12 protein-coding genes and 3 other annotated features (1 of these 15 only partly in view) are annotated in these 19,005 nt (G+C 34.6%); of the genes, 9 read left to right on the plus strand and 3 right to left on the minus strand.

Annotated features, from left to right (window positions below):
- Nucleotides 1–91 (plus strand) — a binding site (T-box leader); it begins 125 nt to the left of the window's first position.
- 45 nt (nucleotides 92–136) lie between these two features.
- The 4 genes from argS to ileS all read left to right on the plus strand — a co-directional run bounded on the left by argS (nucleotide 137) and on the right by ileS (nucleotide 10,877).
- Entirely contained in the window at nucleotides 137–1,825 is a 1,689-nt protein-coding gene (gene argS / locus AC1Q51_RS01995) for an arginine--tRNA ligase (RefSeq protein ID WP_097911856.1), read from the plus strand.
- 175 nt (nucleotides 1,826–2,000) lie between these two features.
- Entirely contained in the window at nucleotides 2,001–2,879 is an 879-nt protein-coding gene (locus tag AC1Q51_RS02000; protein ID WP_492331332.1) for a class I SAM-dependent methyltransferase, read from the plus strand.
- 307 nt (nucleotides 2,880–3,186) lie between these two features.
- On the plus strand, nucleotides 3,187–7,389 hold the full coding sequence (locus tag AC1Q51_RS02005) for a bacteriocin-processing peptidase family protein (RefSeq protein WP_097925477.1): 4,203 nt from the start codon (nucleotides 3,187–3,189) through the stop codon (nucleotides 7,387–7,389).
- Between the two features lie 92 nt (nucleotides 7,390–7,481).
- Nucleotides 7,482–7,722, plus strand: a binding site (T-box leader).
- Nucleotides 7,723–7,775: 53 nt separating this feature from the next.
- Nucleotides 7,776–10,877 carry an isoleucine--tRNA ligase gene (gene ileS / locus AC1Q51_RS02010; RefSeq protein WP_492331333.1) on the plus strand — a complete coding sequence of 1,034 codons (3,102 nt, stop codon included), beginning with the start codon at nucleotides 7,776–7,778 and terminating at the stop codon, nucleotides 10,875–10,877.
- 52 nt (nucleotides 10,878–10,929) lie between these two features.
- Here the strand turns inward: ileS and AC1Q51_RS02015 are convergent, their stop codons facing one another.
- Both AC1Q51_RS02015 and AC1Q51_RS02020 read right to left on the minus strand, forming a co-directional pair.
- Complete coding sequence (locus AC1Q51_RS02015; protein WP_142340909.1) at nucleotides 10,930–12,015, minus strand: DUF418 domain-containing protein; 1,086 nt, start codon at nucleotides 12,013–12,015, stop codon at nucleotides 10,930–10,932.
- A 1-nt stretch (nucleotide 12,016) separates the two neighbouring features.
- A complete protein-coding gene (locus AC1Q51_RS02020; protein ID WP_097925474.1) occupies nucleotides 12,017–12,601 on the minus strand; it encodes a TetR/AcrR family transcriptional regulator in 585 nt (194 codons plus the stop codon).
- A 332-nt stretch (nucleotides 12,602–12,933) separates the two neighbouring features.
- Between AC1Q51_RS02020 and AC1Q51_RS02025 the strand changes: the two genes are divergently transcribed.
- Nucleotides 12,934–14,445 carry a M36 family metallopeptidase gene (locus tag AC1Q51_RS02025; RefSeq protein ID WP_000482274.1) on the plus strand — a complete coding sequence of 504 codons (1,512 nt, stop codon included), beginning with the start codon at nucleotides 12,934–12,936 and terminating at the stop codon, nucleotides 14,443–14,445.
- A 104-nt stretch (nucleotides 14,446–14,549) separates the two neighbouring features.
- On the opposite strand, the gene AC1Q51_RS02030 is transcribed toward AC1Q51_RS02025, so the two are convergent.
- Nucleotides 14,550–15,029 carry a YozF family protein gene (locus tag AC1Q51_RS02030; RefSeq protein ID WP_001167912.1) on the minus strand — a complete coding sequence of 160 codons (480 nt, stop codon included), beginning with the start codon at nucleotides 15,027–15,029 and terminating at the stop codon, nucleotides 14,550–14,552.
- Between the two features lie 224 nt (nucleotides 15,030–15,253).
- Nucleotides 15,254–15,467 (plus strand) — a binding site (T-box leader).
- Between the two features lie 105 nt (nucleotides 15,468–15,572).
- Between AC1Q51_RS02030 and aspS the strand changes: the two genes are divergently transcribed.
- The 4 genes from aspS (at nucleotide 15,573) to AC1Q51_RS02050 (ending at nucleotide 19,005) form a co-directional block, all read left to right on the plus strand.
- Complete coding sequence (gene aspS, locus AC1Q51_RS02035) at nucleotides 15,573–16,871, plus strand: aspartate--tRNA(Asn) ligase (RefSeq protein WP_000377348.1); 1,299 nt, start codon at nucleotides 15,573–15,575, stop codon at nucleotides 16,869–16,871.
- 202 nt (nucleotides 16,872–17,073) lie between these two features.
- Nucleotides 17,074–17,838, plus strand: coding sequence for a vWA domain-containing protein (locus AC1Q51_RS02040; protein WP_000966848.1), 765 nt, complete (start codon nucleotides 17,074–17,076; stop codon nucleotides 17,836–17,838).
- Nucleotides 17,839–17,849: 11 nt separating this feature from the next.
- Entirely contained in the window at nucleotides 17,850–18,617 is a 768-nt protein-coding gene (locus AC1Q51_RS02045; RefSeq protein WP_098255407.1) for a hypothetical protein, read from the plus strand.
- Nucleotides 18,618–18,642: 25 nt separating this feature from the next.
- Nucleotides 18,643–19,005, plus strand: a complete 363-nt coding sequence (locus tag AC1Q51_RS02050; protein ID WP_000391135.1) for a ubiquitin family protein — start codon at nucleotides 18,643–18,645, stop codon at nucleotides 19,003–19,005.

Below are 19,005 nucleotides of genomic sequence, written 5' to 3' on the forward strand. Positions count from 1 at the left end.
AAGCCGAGGCCCCCCTGTCCTCGTTATAAACGGGAAAGTGGTTCGTAACGAACAACAAGGGTGGTACCACGGGTTAAAACTCGTCTCTTTTTTAGAGACGAGTTTTTTGTGTTTTAAAAAATAAGGAGGTTGTATCATGGATTATAAAATGCAGTTTGCGGAAAGTTTATCTAATATTTTCACGAATGAATTAACGCAAAAACAAATTTTAGATTTAATTGAAACACCGAAACAAGATGAATTTGGAGATGCAGCGTTCCCATGTTTTTCATTAGCGAAGCAATATAAAAAAGCACCAGCTCTTATCGCAAAGGAAGTTGCTGAGAAATTAAATGATCCGTTTTTTACGAAAGTAGAAGCCGTTGGTCCGTATGTAAATGTATTTTTCAATCGTGAAACTGTAAGTGATGCAGTATTAAAAACAGTTTTAGCGGAGAAAGAAGAGTTCGGTCAAAACCACTTTGGCTGTGAAAAAACAGTAGTAATTGATTATTCCTCTCCTAATATCGCGAAACCTTTTTCGATGGGGCATTTACGTTCTACAATGATAGGAAATTCGCTGAAACATATCGCTGAAAAATGTGGCTATGAAGTTGTAGGGATTAATTATATAGGAGATTGGGGAACACAGTTTGGAAAGTTAATTACGGCTTATAAAAAATGGGGAAATGAAGCAGTAGTTAAAGAAGATCCAATACGTGAGCTATTTAAGTTATATGTCCAATTCCATGAAGAGGTAAAAGACGACGAAGAACTAGAAGAAGAAGGACGTGCTTGGTTTAAGAAATTAGAAGAAGGTGATGAAGAAGCGGTAGAGCTTTGGAATTGGTTCCGTCATGAGTCCCTTAAAGAATTTTCGCGCATTTATGAACTTCTCGGCGTAGAATTTACTAATTTTCAGGGAGAAGCATTTTATAATAATTTAATGGAAGATTTTATTGGGATTTTAGAAGAACATGAGTTGCTTGAAGAATCAGAAGGTGCATTAGTCGTTAATTTAGAAGAAGAAGGAATGCCGCCTTGCTTAATTAGAAAATCAGATGGTGCGACGATTTATGCAACGCGTGACTTAACGGCAGCTTTATATCGTCAAAACACTTATGGGTTTGATAAAGCGCTATATGTTGTTGGTCCAGAACAAAGCTTACATTTCAATCAATTTTTCACCGTATTAAAAAAACTTGGCTATACTTGGGTTGATGGTATGGAACACGTACCGTTTGGCTTCATTTTAAAAGATGGTAAGAAAATGTCGACACGTAAAGGAAGAGTTATTTTACTTGAAGAAGTACTCGAAGAAGCAATCGAACTTGCAAAACAAAATATTGAAGAGAAAAATCCAAACTTAAAACAAAAAGAAGTAGTAGCAAAGCAAGTCGGTGTTGGTGCAATCATCTTCCACGATTTAAAAAATGAGCGTATGCACAATATTGAATTCTCATTAGAAAACATGCTGAAATTTGAAGGAGAAACAGGCCCTTACGTACAGTACACACATGCACGTGCTTGCTCTATTTTAAGAAAAGAAAGTGTAGAATTTGAAACATGTACGTTTGCTTTAAAAGACGATCATAGCTGGAGTGTCGTAAAATTACTAAACAAATTCCCACAAGTAATTGAAGCAGCTTTCAATAAAAATGAGCCATCGATTATTTCGAAATATGTATTAGATGTAGCACAATCGTTCAATAAATATTACGGTAATGTTCGTATATTAGAAGAGAGTGAAGAAAAAGACAGCAGACTCGCATTGGTTTATGCTGTGACGGTTGTATTAAAAGAAGGATTACGTTTACTTGGGGTGGAGGCTCCTGAGGAGATGTAGCATAAAAGGTGTATGTATCATTACAGATATGTATGCCTTTTTATTTGGTATAGGAGTCATGTAAGCAGTAATCTCACCTTATTAAAACCAATTTCTTGGGTAATTGTTAAAAATGTAGGAATGTTTTGTTAAATGGAGAATTGTAAGGGGTGTATATAAAAGGAGGCGTTAGAGGTTGGAAACATACGATTGGAACAGTAAACTAGCGTATTTAAAAAATACGAGAGATTTATATTACAATAGCGATTATGTAAGTTTTCTAGTGAATTCAGTTTGGAAGATTTCTGAGCCAGTCCATGTTGTTGATTATGGTTGTGGATATGGTTATTTAGGCTTATTATTAATGCCTTTACTTCCAGAAGGATCAAAGTATACAGGCATTGATAGTGGAGAAACATTATTAGCTGAAGCGAGAGAGTTGTTTCGTTCACTTCCGTACGAGTCAGAATTTCTGGAGGGAGATGCTATAGAAATTGAATTGAACGATACATACGATATAGCAATTTGTCATGCCTTCTTATTACATATGAGTTCACCAAAAACGATGCTACAAAAAATGATTCATTCAGTTAAAAGTGGCGGGAAAATAATCTGTTTTGAACCACATTGGATATCAAATATGTCTTCATACACTTTGGATGGAGAGAACCAATCGGAAATTATCCAGCTAGGCATTTTGCAGAATTTATTTGAAAGTGACACGCAGAGGAGTGGAAAAGATGGAAATATTGGTATGAAAATACCAATATATTTAAGTGAATTAGGTGTGAAAAATATTGAATGTAGAGTAAGCGATAAAGTGAACTTTTTAGATTCAAATATGCATCACAATGATAAAAACGATTTGTATCAATCATTAAAAGAAGAGGGGATTGCAGGTGATCCGGGTGATAAGCAACAATTTGTAGAACGTTTAATGGCTAGAGGATTAACATATGATGATGCGCTAGCTCAATATGAAGCTGAACTACGATTTTTTAAAATATTTCAGGTGCATTCTTCTTTAGTATACGCTCCGAATATGAAAATTACATTTGGTGACATAGTATGTTAAAAGTCATGATATATAAGGATCGTCGTTTAATGTCGATATAATTTGAAAATCGCCGATATATTTGAATTATCGCTGATATAATTTTATGTACTAATTTCAGCTTCTACAAGATTAAAACCGCATGTTACGTTATTCCATATAATTAAACAAAATACGGAGAAAAACAATCATTTTTACTATATTTTGTTATAAATTTGAATAATATTAATTAATACCATCCATTATAAGAGATTTTAGTTGAATACATACTATATGGTGTGTAAAATCTAAGCAAGTAGCAGTATAAATATAAATTCGAGGTGAATGCATGCTAGATTTTAAGCAGTTAGAAACTTGTTTAAAAGACAAGAGATTTGTAGATGGATTACAGGAAATAAATAATGAAATTGCATATATAAAAGAAACGAATACTTTATCCTATGTGAAGAATTGGCTTGCCAATATTATTTCGCATAAGGAGTTCGATATATTAATTCGCCTTACTGATGAAGGGCTTATGCACCAATACAGTTCATTCCTCATTCGTTACGCTTATAAAAAATTCCCAAATATGAGAACGCTCTCTTTATATTGTGATGAGTTAATTGATGAGCGGAAAATTCTTGAAGCAGAGCAGTTGTTAAAATCTTCTTTAGAAGAGTTAAGTAAAGAAGAAATAGATGCAGATTTTTTAGCGAAAACATATTTTACATTAGTACGATGTCTTTTAGAAATGAAAAGAAATGAAGAAGCGCTAATGTATATGCAAAAAGCAGAGGAATATAGTACGCGCGTAGTGTTTGATAAATGGGGCTACGTTTATATGCATACAGGCGAATGGGAGAAAGCGGAAGAACAATTTATTGCTGGCATGCAGCATGAAGATTGTGAAGAGTTATCTACCTATTTATTATCACAATTGTATGCAAATAAAGGAGAACAAAAACGTGCGATACAGTTAATTGATGATGCGATTGTAAAGTTCCCACAAGTACCATATTTTCATTTTGAGAAGGTAAAGTATTTATTAGATTTAGAGCAATATGAAGAGATGTTAGCGGTAATAGATAACATAAATACTCAGCTGCCATATCATGCCTATAATACTTACTTTGTACATTTACGTGCAGAAGCGCTTTACAAAATGAATAAATTTGCAGATTTACAAAAGCTATTAAAAAAAGAAAAGAGTTTAAAAGAATCTTTATATCATAATTTAGAAAAAAATCCGGATGGAAAAAAGGTTCACTTGCCGATAGTTCCTATTGTACAAAAGGATAATTATTGTGTTCCGACAAGTTTAGAGATGATGTTGCGTATATGGGGAGAGACACGTACACAAGATGAAATAGCAGAGTTTATTTTTGATATGACAGGATCGAAGTTTTCAGATACTGTTTCTTATTTAGAAGAATTAGGTTATGAATATCGTTATTTTAAAGGGAATGAAGAGAATTATAAGAGACTGATTGATGAAGGAATTCCTGTTTTATTAAGTATAGATATTGAGCATGCTTCACACGTACAAGTTCTATCTGGATATGATGATACATTGCAAGCTTTCTATGTTCAAGATCCAAACTTTATAGAACCAGTTCTTGTAGAATATAGTAAATTACAAGAAAAATATCGTTATACAGGCTGTTTAGCAATCACGTTTGTTCCGAAAGAAAAGAAGGCGCAACTAGCGTTTCTAAGTGAGGAAGAAAATCGTTATTTTAAATCTATTTTTTCTCTTACGGATCATTTAGATGAACATGACAAAGAGGGAATTAGTAACTTAGTACAATTTTTAAAAGAAAGGAGCGATAATCCAAATACGTGGCTATATACGATAAAGCACTTAGATGTTGAAGTAGATAAAGAATTTATTTTATATTGTATCGATAAGTTAATGGAAAAGTTTCCGAACTCGGACTTTGTTAAATTGCATGGTGCACAGTGTTTTATTCGTCTTCAGGAAGTAGAGAAAGCGGAGCAAATGCTGACAAGCGTTGAGAAGAAAAATAATCGTGCATTATATCATTTGATAAATGGAAGATATGCTTTTGAGCAGGAAAGTTATATAGAAGCAATTTCAAGCTTTCGTTCATCGTTACAATTAGACGCAGATCAGCCTATTGCTTGGAGTTTTCTCGCTTTATCCTATATGTATATTGATCAATCTGAAAAAGCATTGCAATACTCTCAAGTTGCGTTAGAGCGCAGTCCTGAAAGGTTCACTTTAACGAATCACGGTTTAATATTAATAGATTTAGAAAGATATGAAGAAGCATATGAAATCTTTAATGACTTGTTAAAAGAGTATAAATATGAAGCACATGTATGGTATGAACGAGCGAGATGTGCACATCAACTAGGAAAATTATATTTAGCAATAAAAGGGCTTAAAGTAGCGATTCATTTGGATAGTAATGCATCTTACATTTATACGAAACTTTCAGAAATATACGAATCTGATTTGAAGGATGAGGAAAGTACGAAAGAAATTTTATTAAACGGTATTGAGAATTGTGATGATAAAGCACCTCTTTACGTAAAATTAGGGGACTATCATTTTCAAAATGATAGCTTGGAAGAAGCAGAAGTATTGTATAAGCGTGCTTTAGAAGAAAACGATGAGGATGTTTATTCTCACTTCGGACTTACACAAGTGTATATGGCAAGAGAACAATACAAGGAAGCAAAAGAATACATTCTTGGTCTTGAGAAGCAAATTGAAAAGAGCCAAGATTTCCTCATGAATGCAGGAATGGTTTTATGGGATGCTGAACTTGAACTTGGTGGAAATGAAGAAGGGTTTAAAGTAGCGCTATCTAAGTTAGAAAATGGTATAAAGAAAAGCGATTATAATGTAGCAAGTGCGTTAGATGAATATGTGAATCGAATTAAAGGAACGGAATTTGTACAACGAGGTATAGCATTTTTAAGAACGTTACACAAAGAAAGTAATGAAGTAAGTGAGTACGGTTGTTATGCAGGTATTTTATATGAATCTATTGGACAGTATGGCCAAGCGATGAAAAGATATAATAAGGCGATAGAACAAAAGGAAACGGCATTACCGTATTACCGAATTGGTGAAACACTTATGGCATTAGGGCAATTGACGGAAGCAAAACAAGCGTATGAAACATGTTTAGAGCTTGATGGGAATTTCGTAGGTGTACATTTACAGCTTGCGGAAATATACGAAAAAGAAGAAAACCGTTCTAAAGAACAAAGTCATATGGTTCAGGCGATGAAAGAAGAGCCGTTGCATATTAATATGGAATATTTGGCACAGCTTTCAGTAGAAATGAACCTTCAGGAAGAATTGCTGATTGAACTAGAACAATTAGCGGACGAAGTACCTGAAATATGGCGTTTAGATGCGATTGCATATGTGTACGGAGCGATGAATGAAATAGATAAAGAACAAGCACAGATTGAATACGCGCTACAATTAGATGGTGAGCATATAGAAGTACTATATCATTATGCAAAAGTATTAGTGAAAAAAAGAAATGTAAAAGCAATTGAAGTTGCAATGAAAGTAATACAAAAAGATTTTGATAATGAACGTATATTTGATGTTTATGTAAAAGCAGTAGAGCAACATAAAAAATTGTCTAACATACGAGATTTTCTTCATACATTAAAGGTGAAAAAAGCAGAAAGAAGTACAGCATTCATGTATGCTGCAGCTGCGGTTACGGAAATATGGATTGAACGCCAGCTGCATGAACAGCCGAAACGATCTATCATTACGAGGGCTTTTTATCGTATGAAAAATCGTGCGAAAGAAATTTCAATGGTTACTATGATAATTGATTTATATGAAATCTCTTTAAAGTTAAATCCGAAAAATAGTATGGCAGCACAGCGATTTGCGCTATTTTATGAGAATGTAGAGATGAATAGAGAAGCAATAGAGATTTTGCACACGTCACTAGAAAATAGATGGGATTATGAAGTAGCGAAGCAACTTGTAAATCTTTTCGTTGAGTGTGAGGAAGAAGATATGTTAAGAGATGCTTTGGAATTAACGAAGCAAATGGTTCGAGAACTACCAGATGATTATGATACTCTTCTTCTGCAAGCACAAGTATTTTTTAAAGCAGGGGAAGAAAGAAAAGCAGAAAAGATTACCTTACAATTAACGGAGCAAACACCGTTCGTAAGTAGAGCATTTCTTGCTTTAGGAGAAATATATCAAAGTCAAGAAAGGTTTGAAGAGGCAATTCATGTATTAGAAAATGCTTCTATACATCATCCAAATGAAACAGCAATTCTCCTTTCTTTAGCGTCTTCATATCATGGTGCCGGCCAAACAGTAAAGGCAGAAAAAATAGCAAATGAAGTATTAACAATGGATGCAAATGATTTGTTAGCAAGATATGATCGTGCTTGTTATTTAGCACAGTTAAATAGAAATGAAGAGGCGAAGGAAGAGCTTGAAATTGTCCTTCGTGAGGATGAATCGGGATTTTTTGCTGAACTTATTGAGGATGATGAAAATTTAGCAGCATTGCGAGAATTTGAAAAGTAATTGTATAAGAATAGGGGATAAGGATAAGCATATATTTTGAATTAGTTGACAATTAGTTGTCAAATGGCATAAAATAACTTTTAATAAAGTATACAAATCTGAAGACGAGAAAGAGTAAAATAGTGAACTGTTCTCCAGAGAGCCGGTATATTGCTGAAAGCCGGTGGGCAGACGTTATTTGAAAATCATCTCCGAGGAGCCGAGGCTGAAAGTAAGTAAGCCCGGACGGATGTCTACCGTTACAAAGAACACGTATGATAGTACGTTGCTAAGTGCTATTAGTGAAAAAGCTAATAGAATTAGGGTGGTATCGCGGGTAAACCCGTCCCTACTTTATAGGGATGGGTTTTTTGTGTGCTTTAAAATATTCAAAGGAGTGATTGTATATGGAAAAAGTAGATGTAAAAGAATCAGCTGTAGGAAGAGAAATGCGAATTCGCAAACAGTGGAACGAACAAAATATTTTCGAACAATCAATTCAGAATCGAGAAGGCGCACAGTCTTTCGTATTTTATGAAGGGCCACCAACGGCGAACGGTTTACCACACGTCGGCCATGCACTTGGTCGGGCAATTAAAGATTTAGTAGCAAGATATAAAACGATGGCTGGTTATAAAGTAGTAAGAAAAGCAGGATGGGATACACACGGTTTACCTGTAGAACTAGGTGTTGAGAAGCAACTTGGTATTTCTGGTAAACATGAGATCGAAGAATATGGCATTGAACCATTTATTCAAAAGTGTAAAGAGAGTGTTTTCACATATGAAAAGCAGTGGCGTGAATTCACTGAAAGTATTGGTTATTGGGTAGATATGGATGATCCATATGTAACTTTAAAGAATCCATATATTGAAAGTGTATGGCATATTTTGGGGACAATCCATGAAAAAGGATTGTTATATAAAGGACATAGAGTTTCACCATACTGCCCAAGCTGCCAAACTTCATTGAGCTCACATGAGGTGGCACAAGGGTATAAAACAGTAAAAGATTTAAGTGCAACAGTGAAGTTTAAAGTGAAAGATAGTGAAAATGAGTATTTCTTAGGCTGGACAACAACGCCTTGGACACTTCCAGCAAATGTTGCGCTTGCTGTACATCCAAATATGGAATACGTTAAAGCAAAACAAGAAGGTCATGTATACATTGTTGCGAAAGAACGTGTACAAGAAGTATTAAAAGAAAACTATGAAGTATTATCTGTTCATAAAGGCGAAGAATTATTAAACACATCTTATACAGCACCATTTCCGATGAAAGAAGTTACAAACGGTTACCGCGTTATCGCAGCAGATTTTGTAACGGCAGATAGTGGTACAGGACTTGTTCATATTGCTCCAGCATATGGAGAGGACGATTATAGAGTTGTTCAAAGTGAAGGATTGTCATTCTTGCACGTTGTAGATGAAAAAGGTGAGTATACAGAAGCGGTACCATTTTTGAAAGGTAAATTTGTAAAAGATTGTGACGTTGACATTGTTCGTTATTTAGCGAAAGAAGGTTTGCTATATCATAAAGAAAAATATGAACATAGCTACCCACATTGCTGGCGTTGTGATTCACCACTACTTTATTATGCAGGAGAAAGTTGGTTAATCCGAACAACTGCAATTAAAGATACATTTTTACAAAATAATGATTCAGTTACTTGGTATCCGGATCATATGAAACATGGACGATTTGGTAAGTTTTTAGAAAATATGGTGGACTGGAATATTAGCCGAAATAGATATTGGGGAACGCCATTAAACGTGTGGGAATGTGAAAGTTGTGATCATCAGTTTGCGCCGAAAAGCATTGCCGAATTAAGAAAGCATAGTACGAAAGAAACACCGGAAGATTTAGAATTGCATAAGCCTTATGTAGATGAAGTTCAAGTCCGCTGCGAAAAATGCGGAGGCACAATGAATCGTACACCAGAAGTAATTGATGTTTGGTTTGATAGTGGTTCCATGCCATTTGCACAATATCATTACCCATTTGAAAATAAAGAGTTATTTGAAGAGCAGTTTCCAGCTGATGTTATTGCAGAAGGAATTGATCAAACACGCGGCTGGTTTTATAGTTTATTAGCAGTCTCAGCACTGTATACAGGAAAAGTACCGTATAAACGAGTGTTATCACTAGGGCATGTTTTAGATGAAGAAGGTCAGAAAATGTCTAAAAGTAAAGGGAATGCACTAGATCCAGTTGATTTAGTAGATAAGTTTGGTGCAGATGCGCTAAGATGGGCTTTACTTGTTGATAGTGCTCCGTGGAATGCGAAGCGTTTTTCTGAAAGAACCGTACTGGAAGCGAAATCTAAATTTGTAGATACATTAGTCAATGTGTATAGCTTCTACGTTTTATATGCAAATTTAGATGAGTATAACCCGAAAGAAACGTATGATGTAAAGCGTACGAAATTAGACGAATGGGTATTATCAAGATTGCATAGTACAACGAAAAAAGTGAGAACAGCACTTGATGATTATCAATTTACGAATGCAGCTCGTGAAATTGCAGTACTTGTAGATGAAGTGAGTAACTGGTATGTAAGACGCTCACGTAATCGTTTCTGGGAATCTGGTATGAACGCTGAAAAAGCTGCTGCGTATGAGACACTTCATGAAGTACTTGTAACAATTAGTAAATTAATTGCACCATTCACACCGTTTGTCGCGGAAGACATTCATCTTAATTTAGAAGGAAGTAGCGTTCATTTAGCTGATTATCCAGTTGTAAATGAATCACTACTTCAGCCGAAATTAGAAGCGGAAATGGATGCTGTTTTACAAGTTGTTGAACTTGGAAGAAGTAACCGTAATCAGCATTCTTTAAAAGTAAAACAGCCGCTAGCAGAACTTGTATTACTTGAGCATAACGAGAATGATATGGATTGGGAATCTTATCGTGATATCGTTATGGATGAGTTAAATGTAAAAGCGTTCCATGTTGAACTCGATGAAACAAAATACACATCATATCAATTGAAGCTCAATTTTAAAACAGCGGGGCCGAAATTCGGTAAAAATGTGAATGCAGTGAATGGTTGGCTAAAACAATTATCACAAGAAGAAGTACAAAACTTTGTATCAACAGAAAGAGTAGTTTACGAAGCAACACCAGGAGAAAAAGTAGTTGTAACTGCTGAAGATGTGTTAGTTGAGAAAGTTGCAAAATCAGGATTCTCTAATACGACTAACGGACAATATACGGTTATGTTAGATACGAATGTAACGGAAGAATTGTTACAAGAAGGAGTAGCGCGTGAATTCATTCGTGCGGTTCAAGAATATCGTAAACAGTTGAATTTACCAGTTAATTTACGAGTCGATGTTATTCTCGATACAGAAGAAGAACTACAACGAACGTTAACGAACCATAAAGATTTATTGGAAGAAAACTTACTCGTAAAACAATTTACATTTGGTCACTTAACGAACGAAGACGATGAACTTTCTTTAGGTGAAACAAAACTTAGAATTAAATTAAGTGCAGCTAATTAAAGAAAAAAGGAAGTTGGAATGATTCCAACTTCCTTTTTCGTATGGAGGTAAATTAACTAGCTAATTTCCTCATAATCCATTCGATAGGTCCTCTAGAAAATTTCTTTCTCCATAATACGCTAAACAAAATACTGAAAATGAAAAATATAGTAGCAAATAATAAAACGAAAAGTAGTGTTTGATGTTCCATTCTATTGAATAGAATTAATGTCCCAATCCCGATAAATACATGACTTACATAATGAGTTAATGTTAATTGACCTGTTTGTATAATGGAAGTAACAAACCAATTATTTTCATATTTTTCAGTGATATAGAGGCAAAGTATTAATATAGCAATAGCAGATCCTGTTGCAGATAAAATGTACAATACATTTGGTAAAATGGGTCCTGTATTAAACAAAAATGTAGCAGTTGCTTTGCTAATGTGTGGAATGAAGTAGTACGTGAGCCCTTTTGATAAAAGTTCTATCAGTATGGTGAATGTAATACCGAGCAAGAGCAACCTATCTCTAATCTTTTTATTATGAAGATCTAATCTGCCAATTATCATACCGATTAAGAAGAATGAAAACCATGGGAAAAAAGGGTGATAACCATTAAAGAATAAATTGCGAAGAAAACCGTTAACTGTCCAGAAGTCTACATAGTTTATAAATGGAGTAGGGCCTCCCCAACCTTCGAAAGCATTGAAAGTAAGCTGAAGAGATTGTGCCAAGAGTAGGATAATAATAGATAAGAAGAGTAATGCTTTTTTTCGGACTGTAATGAGTAAGGCAGCAACGAAAAGGTAAACACCATAGTAGTGTAATATATCCCCAGTCCACTCCATTACGTATAAAAGTAATCCTAAAATAAATAAGAATAGTGCCCGTTTCCATATGATCTTTCGGCTATTAGAAATTTTTATTTTTTCATTTCTAGCAACAGATGATCTAGTCATTAAAGATATGCCAATTCCAGCAAGTATAACAAACAAGGCAGAAGCTCTACCTTCAAAAAGTGACATGAAAGTTATTAAAAATGGGGGACCATTTCCTTCTGCACCTGTTATAACCATAAAATTAACAAGCAGCATACCAAACATCGCCAAAGCTCTAGCAAAGTCTAAGCCGATAATTCGTTTTTTAGTATTCAATTCAATCCCTTCTTTCAAAAATACTGTTTACAGCTTCCATCCATATTTGTCTATAATCTATATCCACATGTAACATCATAAAATTCCCGACATTATCAAGCACTAATGCTAACATATGAGCTTTTGAAACTAGATTTATATTTTCAATCAATTGCAGTTCATTTGCTTTTGTAAGGAGTGATTCAAACCCTTGTAAATATTCTGTTTGCACAGTTAGTAATCGATCTTTGTACATATCATTTCTTGAAGATAGTAATACATATTCTTGCAACACACGATTAAAATAAGGATCGTTCTGCTGTTCATCAATTATTTTGAATCCAATTTCAATGCATTTCTCAATAAAATTTTCTTTCGTAAACTCTTCTGTATGGAAGAAGGAAGAAAACTGCATCGCAGCACATAATTCTGTGAAAATACATTCGATTAATGCATCTTTAGATTTAAAGTAATAATAAATGGACGGTTTAGCAATTCCGACTTCTTCAGCAATCATTGAATAAGTCGTTTTGGTAATACCATGTCCGGCAAACAATCGATAGCTTGCTTCCATAATTGAAGAGAGTGTTTCTTCACTTTTGCCCATAATAAAGCCTCCTAAAAAAAGGTTATATAAATCGTATCATTCATTAATATTTTTTTCAACCTACCGTTAGGTAAAAAAAGTGGCCTGTTTTTTACAAAGTCATTTAAAAAGTTTAAGAGTTAAGGAATTGCTTTAGAAATATATTTCTAAAATATTGTGTTCACTTTACACATAAATATTGAGAAAATTTCACTTACCCTAAATGGAAAGGTAATAGAAGTGTCCATAGAGAATTACTCGTAGATTCAATTTTTATCCCCCCATTTTGTGGGGAATGATTGCCGAGTGGTAATGGGATAAGGTTGAGCTACTTTATTAGGGGGAGTGGTTCTATGTTTAATAAAAAAATGGTGGCAATGGCAATGACTGTACCGTTAGTAATGGGGACGATTTCTACGGTTTCGGCATTGGAAAAACAACAGCAAGTAAAGTTAGAAGCTTATTCGCCACAGAAAAAAGCAACTGAATATTTAAAAGAAAATGCTGCGCAGTATGGATTGAAAACAGACCTTTCAGACTTGCAATATATTTCTACAACAGAAACGTCAGTAGCTTCATATGTTAGGTTCCAACAAGTTGTTAACGGTGCGCCTGTATTCTCAAAACAAATTACAGTTACTCTTAACGGAGAGGGAAAGGGAGTACTCGCTGTCTCTGATTATCAGCCTGTTACAGGTGTGAAGGAAGTAACGACAAAAATTAGTGAAAAAGATGCAATACAAAAATCAATGGCGTATGTTGGAGAAGCAAGTGAGCAAAATTTATGGGCTCCTACAGATAAAGAGTTCGGATATATTGTTGAAGAAGGAATTGCTCGTCCAGTATATAAAGTTGTAGTCCATTCTAATAATCCATTTGGTGCATGGGAAACATTTATTGATGCAGAAAATGGAAAGTTAATTAAAAAGGTTGATATAAACCGAAAAGCTGAAGGGTCAGGAAAAGTATTTTTACCTAACCCAGTCGTATCTAGCGGTAGTAAAGTAGGCTTAAAAGATAATAACGATGCAGATTCAACAGCTCTAACGAACCAACTGAAAACTGTTACGTTAAAAGGTTTAGATGGAACAGGATTTTTAATTGGAGAATATGTAACGATTTCTTCAAAAGCGAAAACAAAATCTACGAATTTACAATTTAACTATACACGCGCAAATGATAGCTTTGAAGATGTTATGTCGTACTATCATATCGACACATTGCAACGTTACATTCAAAGTCTAGGTTTTAAAAATATTAATAACCGTTCGATAAAAGTGAATGTTAATGGTACAACTGATGATAACTCATTCTATTCTCCATCAACAAAAGCTTTAACTTTCGGTACTGGCGGTGTTGATGATGCAGAAGATGCTGGTATTATCGCACATGAATATGGGCATTCGATTCAAGATAACCAAGTTCCTGGCTTTGGTAGTTCAGCAGAAGGTGGAGCGATGGGAGAAGGATTTGGCGACTTCTTAGGTGCTACATATGAAGATGCAGTATCGACTACTGGATATGGTAAAGCATGTGTTGGAGAATGGGATGCGACAGCTTATTCTAGTTCAGATCCAACATGCTTACGCCGATTAGATACGAATAAAGTATATCCGAAAGATATAACGAATGAAGTGCATGATGATGGTGAAATTTGGGCTCAAGGTCAATACGAAATGGCACAAGCTTTTGGCCGTGATGTAGCAACGAAAATCATTTTACAATCACACTGGTCATTAACACCAAACTCTAAATTCAGTGATGGAGCAAAAGCGATTAAGCAAGCGGATGCTCTTTTATATGGCGGACAACATGCTGCTGATATCGATCGCATTTGGGCAGCGAGAGGCATTAGTACGAATTAATATAAAAAGTCGTGGCATTAAGCCACGACTTTTTAATTTGCTTACGAACTGGTACTAGTAAATAAAGCTATATCAATGTTAGTGTGAATATATCCGGATCCCATTTACTTTTTAGCTTCTTTAAAAACAAAATGCTCTTTAAATTTTCTAGATTCAACTTTTTGACCATTTCGCATCGATCGGAATGGGTGTTCTTGCCATGTAATAATCACATCAACCTCATCCGCTTTTGTAGCAACAGGTAAATTAGCGTGTTCAAATCCAGTTTTTCCACTTGCTAAACGACTTTCCTTTAGGGAAAAGAGTTCATATTTCGTTTTCTTATTTGGTTCGTTGCGGAATACTTCGACGTTTACGTTATATACCTCACTATTCCCAACATTCTTTACTGAAAAATGATATGTTTGAAATTCATCTTTTTTAGCTTGAAGCATATTCTTGTTTGTTTTTTTCGGTTTATCAATATTCACTTGCCATTGATCAGAGTTTTGAGAGATTGGTAAAGATTTTGGTGAATAGGCGTATGTTTCGTTTACTACAATTAGGCAAAACAATAGGAGAAAGAAACTAATTGCTTTTTGCATATACACACCTCGCTATAAAATTTTTTATTAATATGCGTAAATGAATTGGTTTTTATGTAAAAAATGGAAAAATGTTAGAGGTGTAATTTCGAATTTGATACATAAGAATATGTATTACAAAATTAACTTTTCACACTTTAGAAGAATTTAGGAGTTAGAAAATCAGAATGTTTCAAAAAAGGCTTGCATTTTATAAAGTAAGGAGTTAGAATACTCTGTAAATATAAAAAGTGATGATTAGGAAAAGTACATGGTGCAAAGGTCTACAGAGAGCAGCCGGTTGCTGGGAAGGTTGCGATACCGCATGATGGAAAGACACCTGTGAGTGTTGCTTTGAACGTGATTATTAGTAAAAGCAAACGGTACCTACCGTTATCAGGGCTAAGATGGTCAGTATGACAATTTGGGTGGTACCGCGGAAAAAAATCCGTCCCTATTTATAGGGGCGGATTTTTGTATTCTTTGAAAGGGGGTGAGTGACCGTGGATGATGACGATGACAACAATAACGTAAATAAATATAAAATTACTGGAGGGAAAAATAATGGATTCAATAATGAAGCGTTCACTCACAAAAGAATGTACAAAGCAAAGTGGAAAGGTTGTATTACTTCAAGGATGGGTAAAAAAAATTCGGCACCTTGGAAATGTTAGTTTTTTATTATTACGGGACAGAACAGGAGTAATTCAATGTGTATTAGAAAATGAATTGGCCGGATATAAAGTTGATGTAGAAAGTGTTGTTCATGTAATTGGTGAAATAGTCGAGACGTCGAAAACAGAATTGGGTGTTGAAGTACTTGCTCATGAAGTGAAAGTAATAAACGGTGCAGAACCACTTCCATTTGAAATAAATAAAAAGAAGTTACAAGTTGGCTTAGATCAACTACTTAATGAGCGGGTACTCTCATTAAGACATGAGCGAACCGCAGCGATTTTTAAAGTGAAATCTACACTCGTTCAGAGCTTTAGTGAATTTCTTATAGAGAACGATTTCATACGTATATTTACTCCGAAAATTGTTTCGCAAGGGGCAGAAGGAGGAGCAAATGTTTTTAAGCTTCCATACTTCCAAAAAGAAGCTTATTTAGCACAATCACCACAGTTCTATAAGCAAATGATGGTGGCTGGGGGACTAGAACGTGTTTTTGAAATTGCACCTGTATATAGAGCGGAACATCATAATTCTTCCCGTCATTTGAATGAATATATATCGTTAGACGTAGAACTTGGTTTTATTCATGATTTTTATGAAGTGATGCAACTAGAAACGGATGTTTTACAATATATGTTTCAACAAGTAGCAAAAAAATGTGAACTAGAACTACAACTATTACAAATAGAAGTACCTGTTATTACTGAAATACCTAAAATTACATTGTTAGAAGCACAAGAAATTTTGAAAAGTAAGTATCGTAAAGAATCTCCTGTAGGGGATTTAGATACAGAAGGTGAAAAGTTACTAGGGAAATATGTAAAGGAAACATATAATAGTGAATTTGTTTTCATTACACATTATCCGAAAGAAGCGAGACCGATGTATACGATGCAAAATAAAGAGAATCCAGCTATTACTGATTCATTCGACTTATTATATAAAGGGTTAGAAATAACGTCAGGGGCACAGCGAATTCATAATTATGAAATGTTACTCGCTTCGTTTAAAGAAAAAGGATTACACCCAGAGAAATTTCAATCTTATTTAAATACATTCCGATACGGTTGTCCTCCGCATGGAGGTTTCGGAATTGGGTTAGAAAGGATTGTATATAAACTATTAGAATTAACAAATGTACGAGAGGCGAGTGCTTTTCCGAGAGATTGTACTCGTCTTATACCATAATATTAAAACCCTTCTATGAATATAGAAGGGTTTTGTATATTTAAACATAAGTTAAAGAGAAGAAAAATGTCATTTTGTGTGAAAATATGTAAATTATATCGAGAACATTTTATAATAAATTGAGAAAAAGAAAATTCATAAGTTATAATGAAATGTGAATATAAAAAAAGTTCATATAATAATGTATGGAAGGGTATGAAACATGTTATATCAAACTCAAGCAACACAACAAACACCAGCTTATATAATCTATCTTCTTGATGTAAGCGCATCAATGAATCAAATGATGGATGTAGAGGGAGAAGAAAAAAGGAGAATTGACATTGTAACGGATGCTCTTTCTTTAGCGATTCGCCAAATGGTATTTCGTTCGACAAAAGGTAGTCGATTGCTTCCAAGATATAAGTTATCTATTTTAGCTTATAGCGATCAAGTTTTTGATCTTTTGGGTGGGGTGAAAACAATAGATGAGGTAGCAAGACTACGTCCACTAGAAAAAATTCAAACGCATCGCTTAACTGATACAGCAAAGGCTTTCTCTGTAGTGGAGAAGTTATTGCAAAAGGAATTACCGAATTTACAAGACGGGCCAGCTCCTGTTGTTTGTCATATGACAGATGGTGCTTCAACTGGCGAAGATCCAGAATTAATTGTGCGAAGAATTATGAATATGTCTGTACCTGATGGAAATGTACTAATTGAAAATATCTTTATTTCGGATGAAATTATGCAAGAACAAATTACTAGTATAAAGAAGTGGGAAGGGATTATGCCACATACAGAAATTACGGATGAATATGGTGCAAAGTTGCAACGACTTTCCTCTCCTATCCCTCAAAGTTATCGTGAGATGATGACTGAGTATGGTTTTCATATTGGGGATGGTGCAGTGATGATGTTTCCAGGTACAAATGCAGATTTAGTATCACTTGGATTTCAAATGTCTGCTGCAACGCCGGTTCGATAGGAGGGAGAAAAATAGTGAAGTATATCCTGTCGCAAGAAAAAGAAACAGTATTACAAGAGAAGAAAGGTGAACATTTTACATATCGATATAGTTACGTAAGAGCTAAAGAAACGCAAGACTTAAATGAGAGTGGACAAGATTTTCTTATATTTCAAGATAATGGGACTAGTATTACCTTTGCATTATGTGATGGTGTAGGAATGTCTTTTCATGGTGAAATCGCTGCGAAATTTCTTGGTATGAAATTATTAAATTTATTTGAAACATTGAAGGAAAAGAATATTTCTATTCTATTAAATGAAGAGTTGGAAAAGTGGAAAGAAGAAGCAGCAGAGGAAGTGAGGGTATTTCAATTGCCAGAAGAAACACCATGGTTACTTCTCGATGTTTTGGAAGAAAAGAGGAGAAAAGGTAGTGAAGCTATGTTCATTGCTGGGAAAATAGAGCTCATTCCAAATCAAGACGAAGTAGATGTAACGATAGTTACACATGGCGATTCTTTTGTACAATTGTTCCAAAATCAGAAAAAGTGCTTAAATGAATTGAATTTTGAGAGAAGTGTAGGGAAAAGATGGTCTACACATCATGGTATTATTGGTGGTGAATTGGATGTTTTTTCAAAGAAGTTATCTAGAGAAGAAGTAAATAGAATTGTAATTCATTCAGATGGACTTATGTCGCTTATGCAGTATAACTTTGAGGAAGTCTTACAAAAAATCGAGAGGGCACAGTGCTCACCGACGAGCGATGATATTTCGTTTTTAGATATTTCTTGGTAAGAATACAACGGAAAGGTGAATATACGTGGAAGAGATTATTGTGACGTACATAAAACAATCAAATGAAGAAATAGATATTGCGATCCCAAATGATGTGAAAGTAATACAAATTATTGAAGCAATTTTACATCACGAAAAAATAGATGAAACATTAAGTGAAATTTACGAAATTAGAGTGACAAAGGATAAAGAAGAGTGGCATTCTATTCGAAATGACGAGACTTTGAGAGATAATGATGTTTGGGATGGACAATATGTAATGCTAAATAAAAAAGGGGCGATTATCCCTTCTTTTGAAATGTTACCGGCAGAAGAAGTTAATAATGAACCTGTTAAACAAGGTATATCTTCTAGTGAAGAAGATTATGTATGGAAAATCATTGAGTAA

This window comes from Bacillus sp. MT94 (assembly GCF_058792475.1).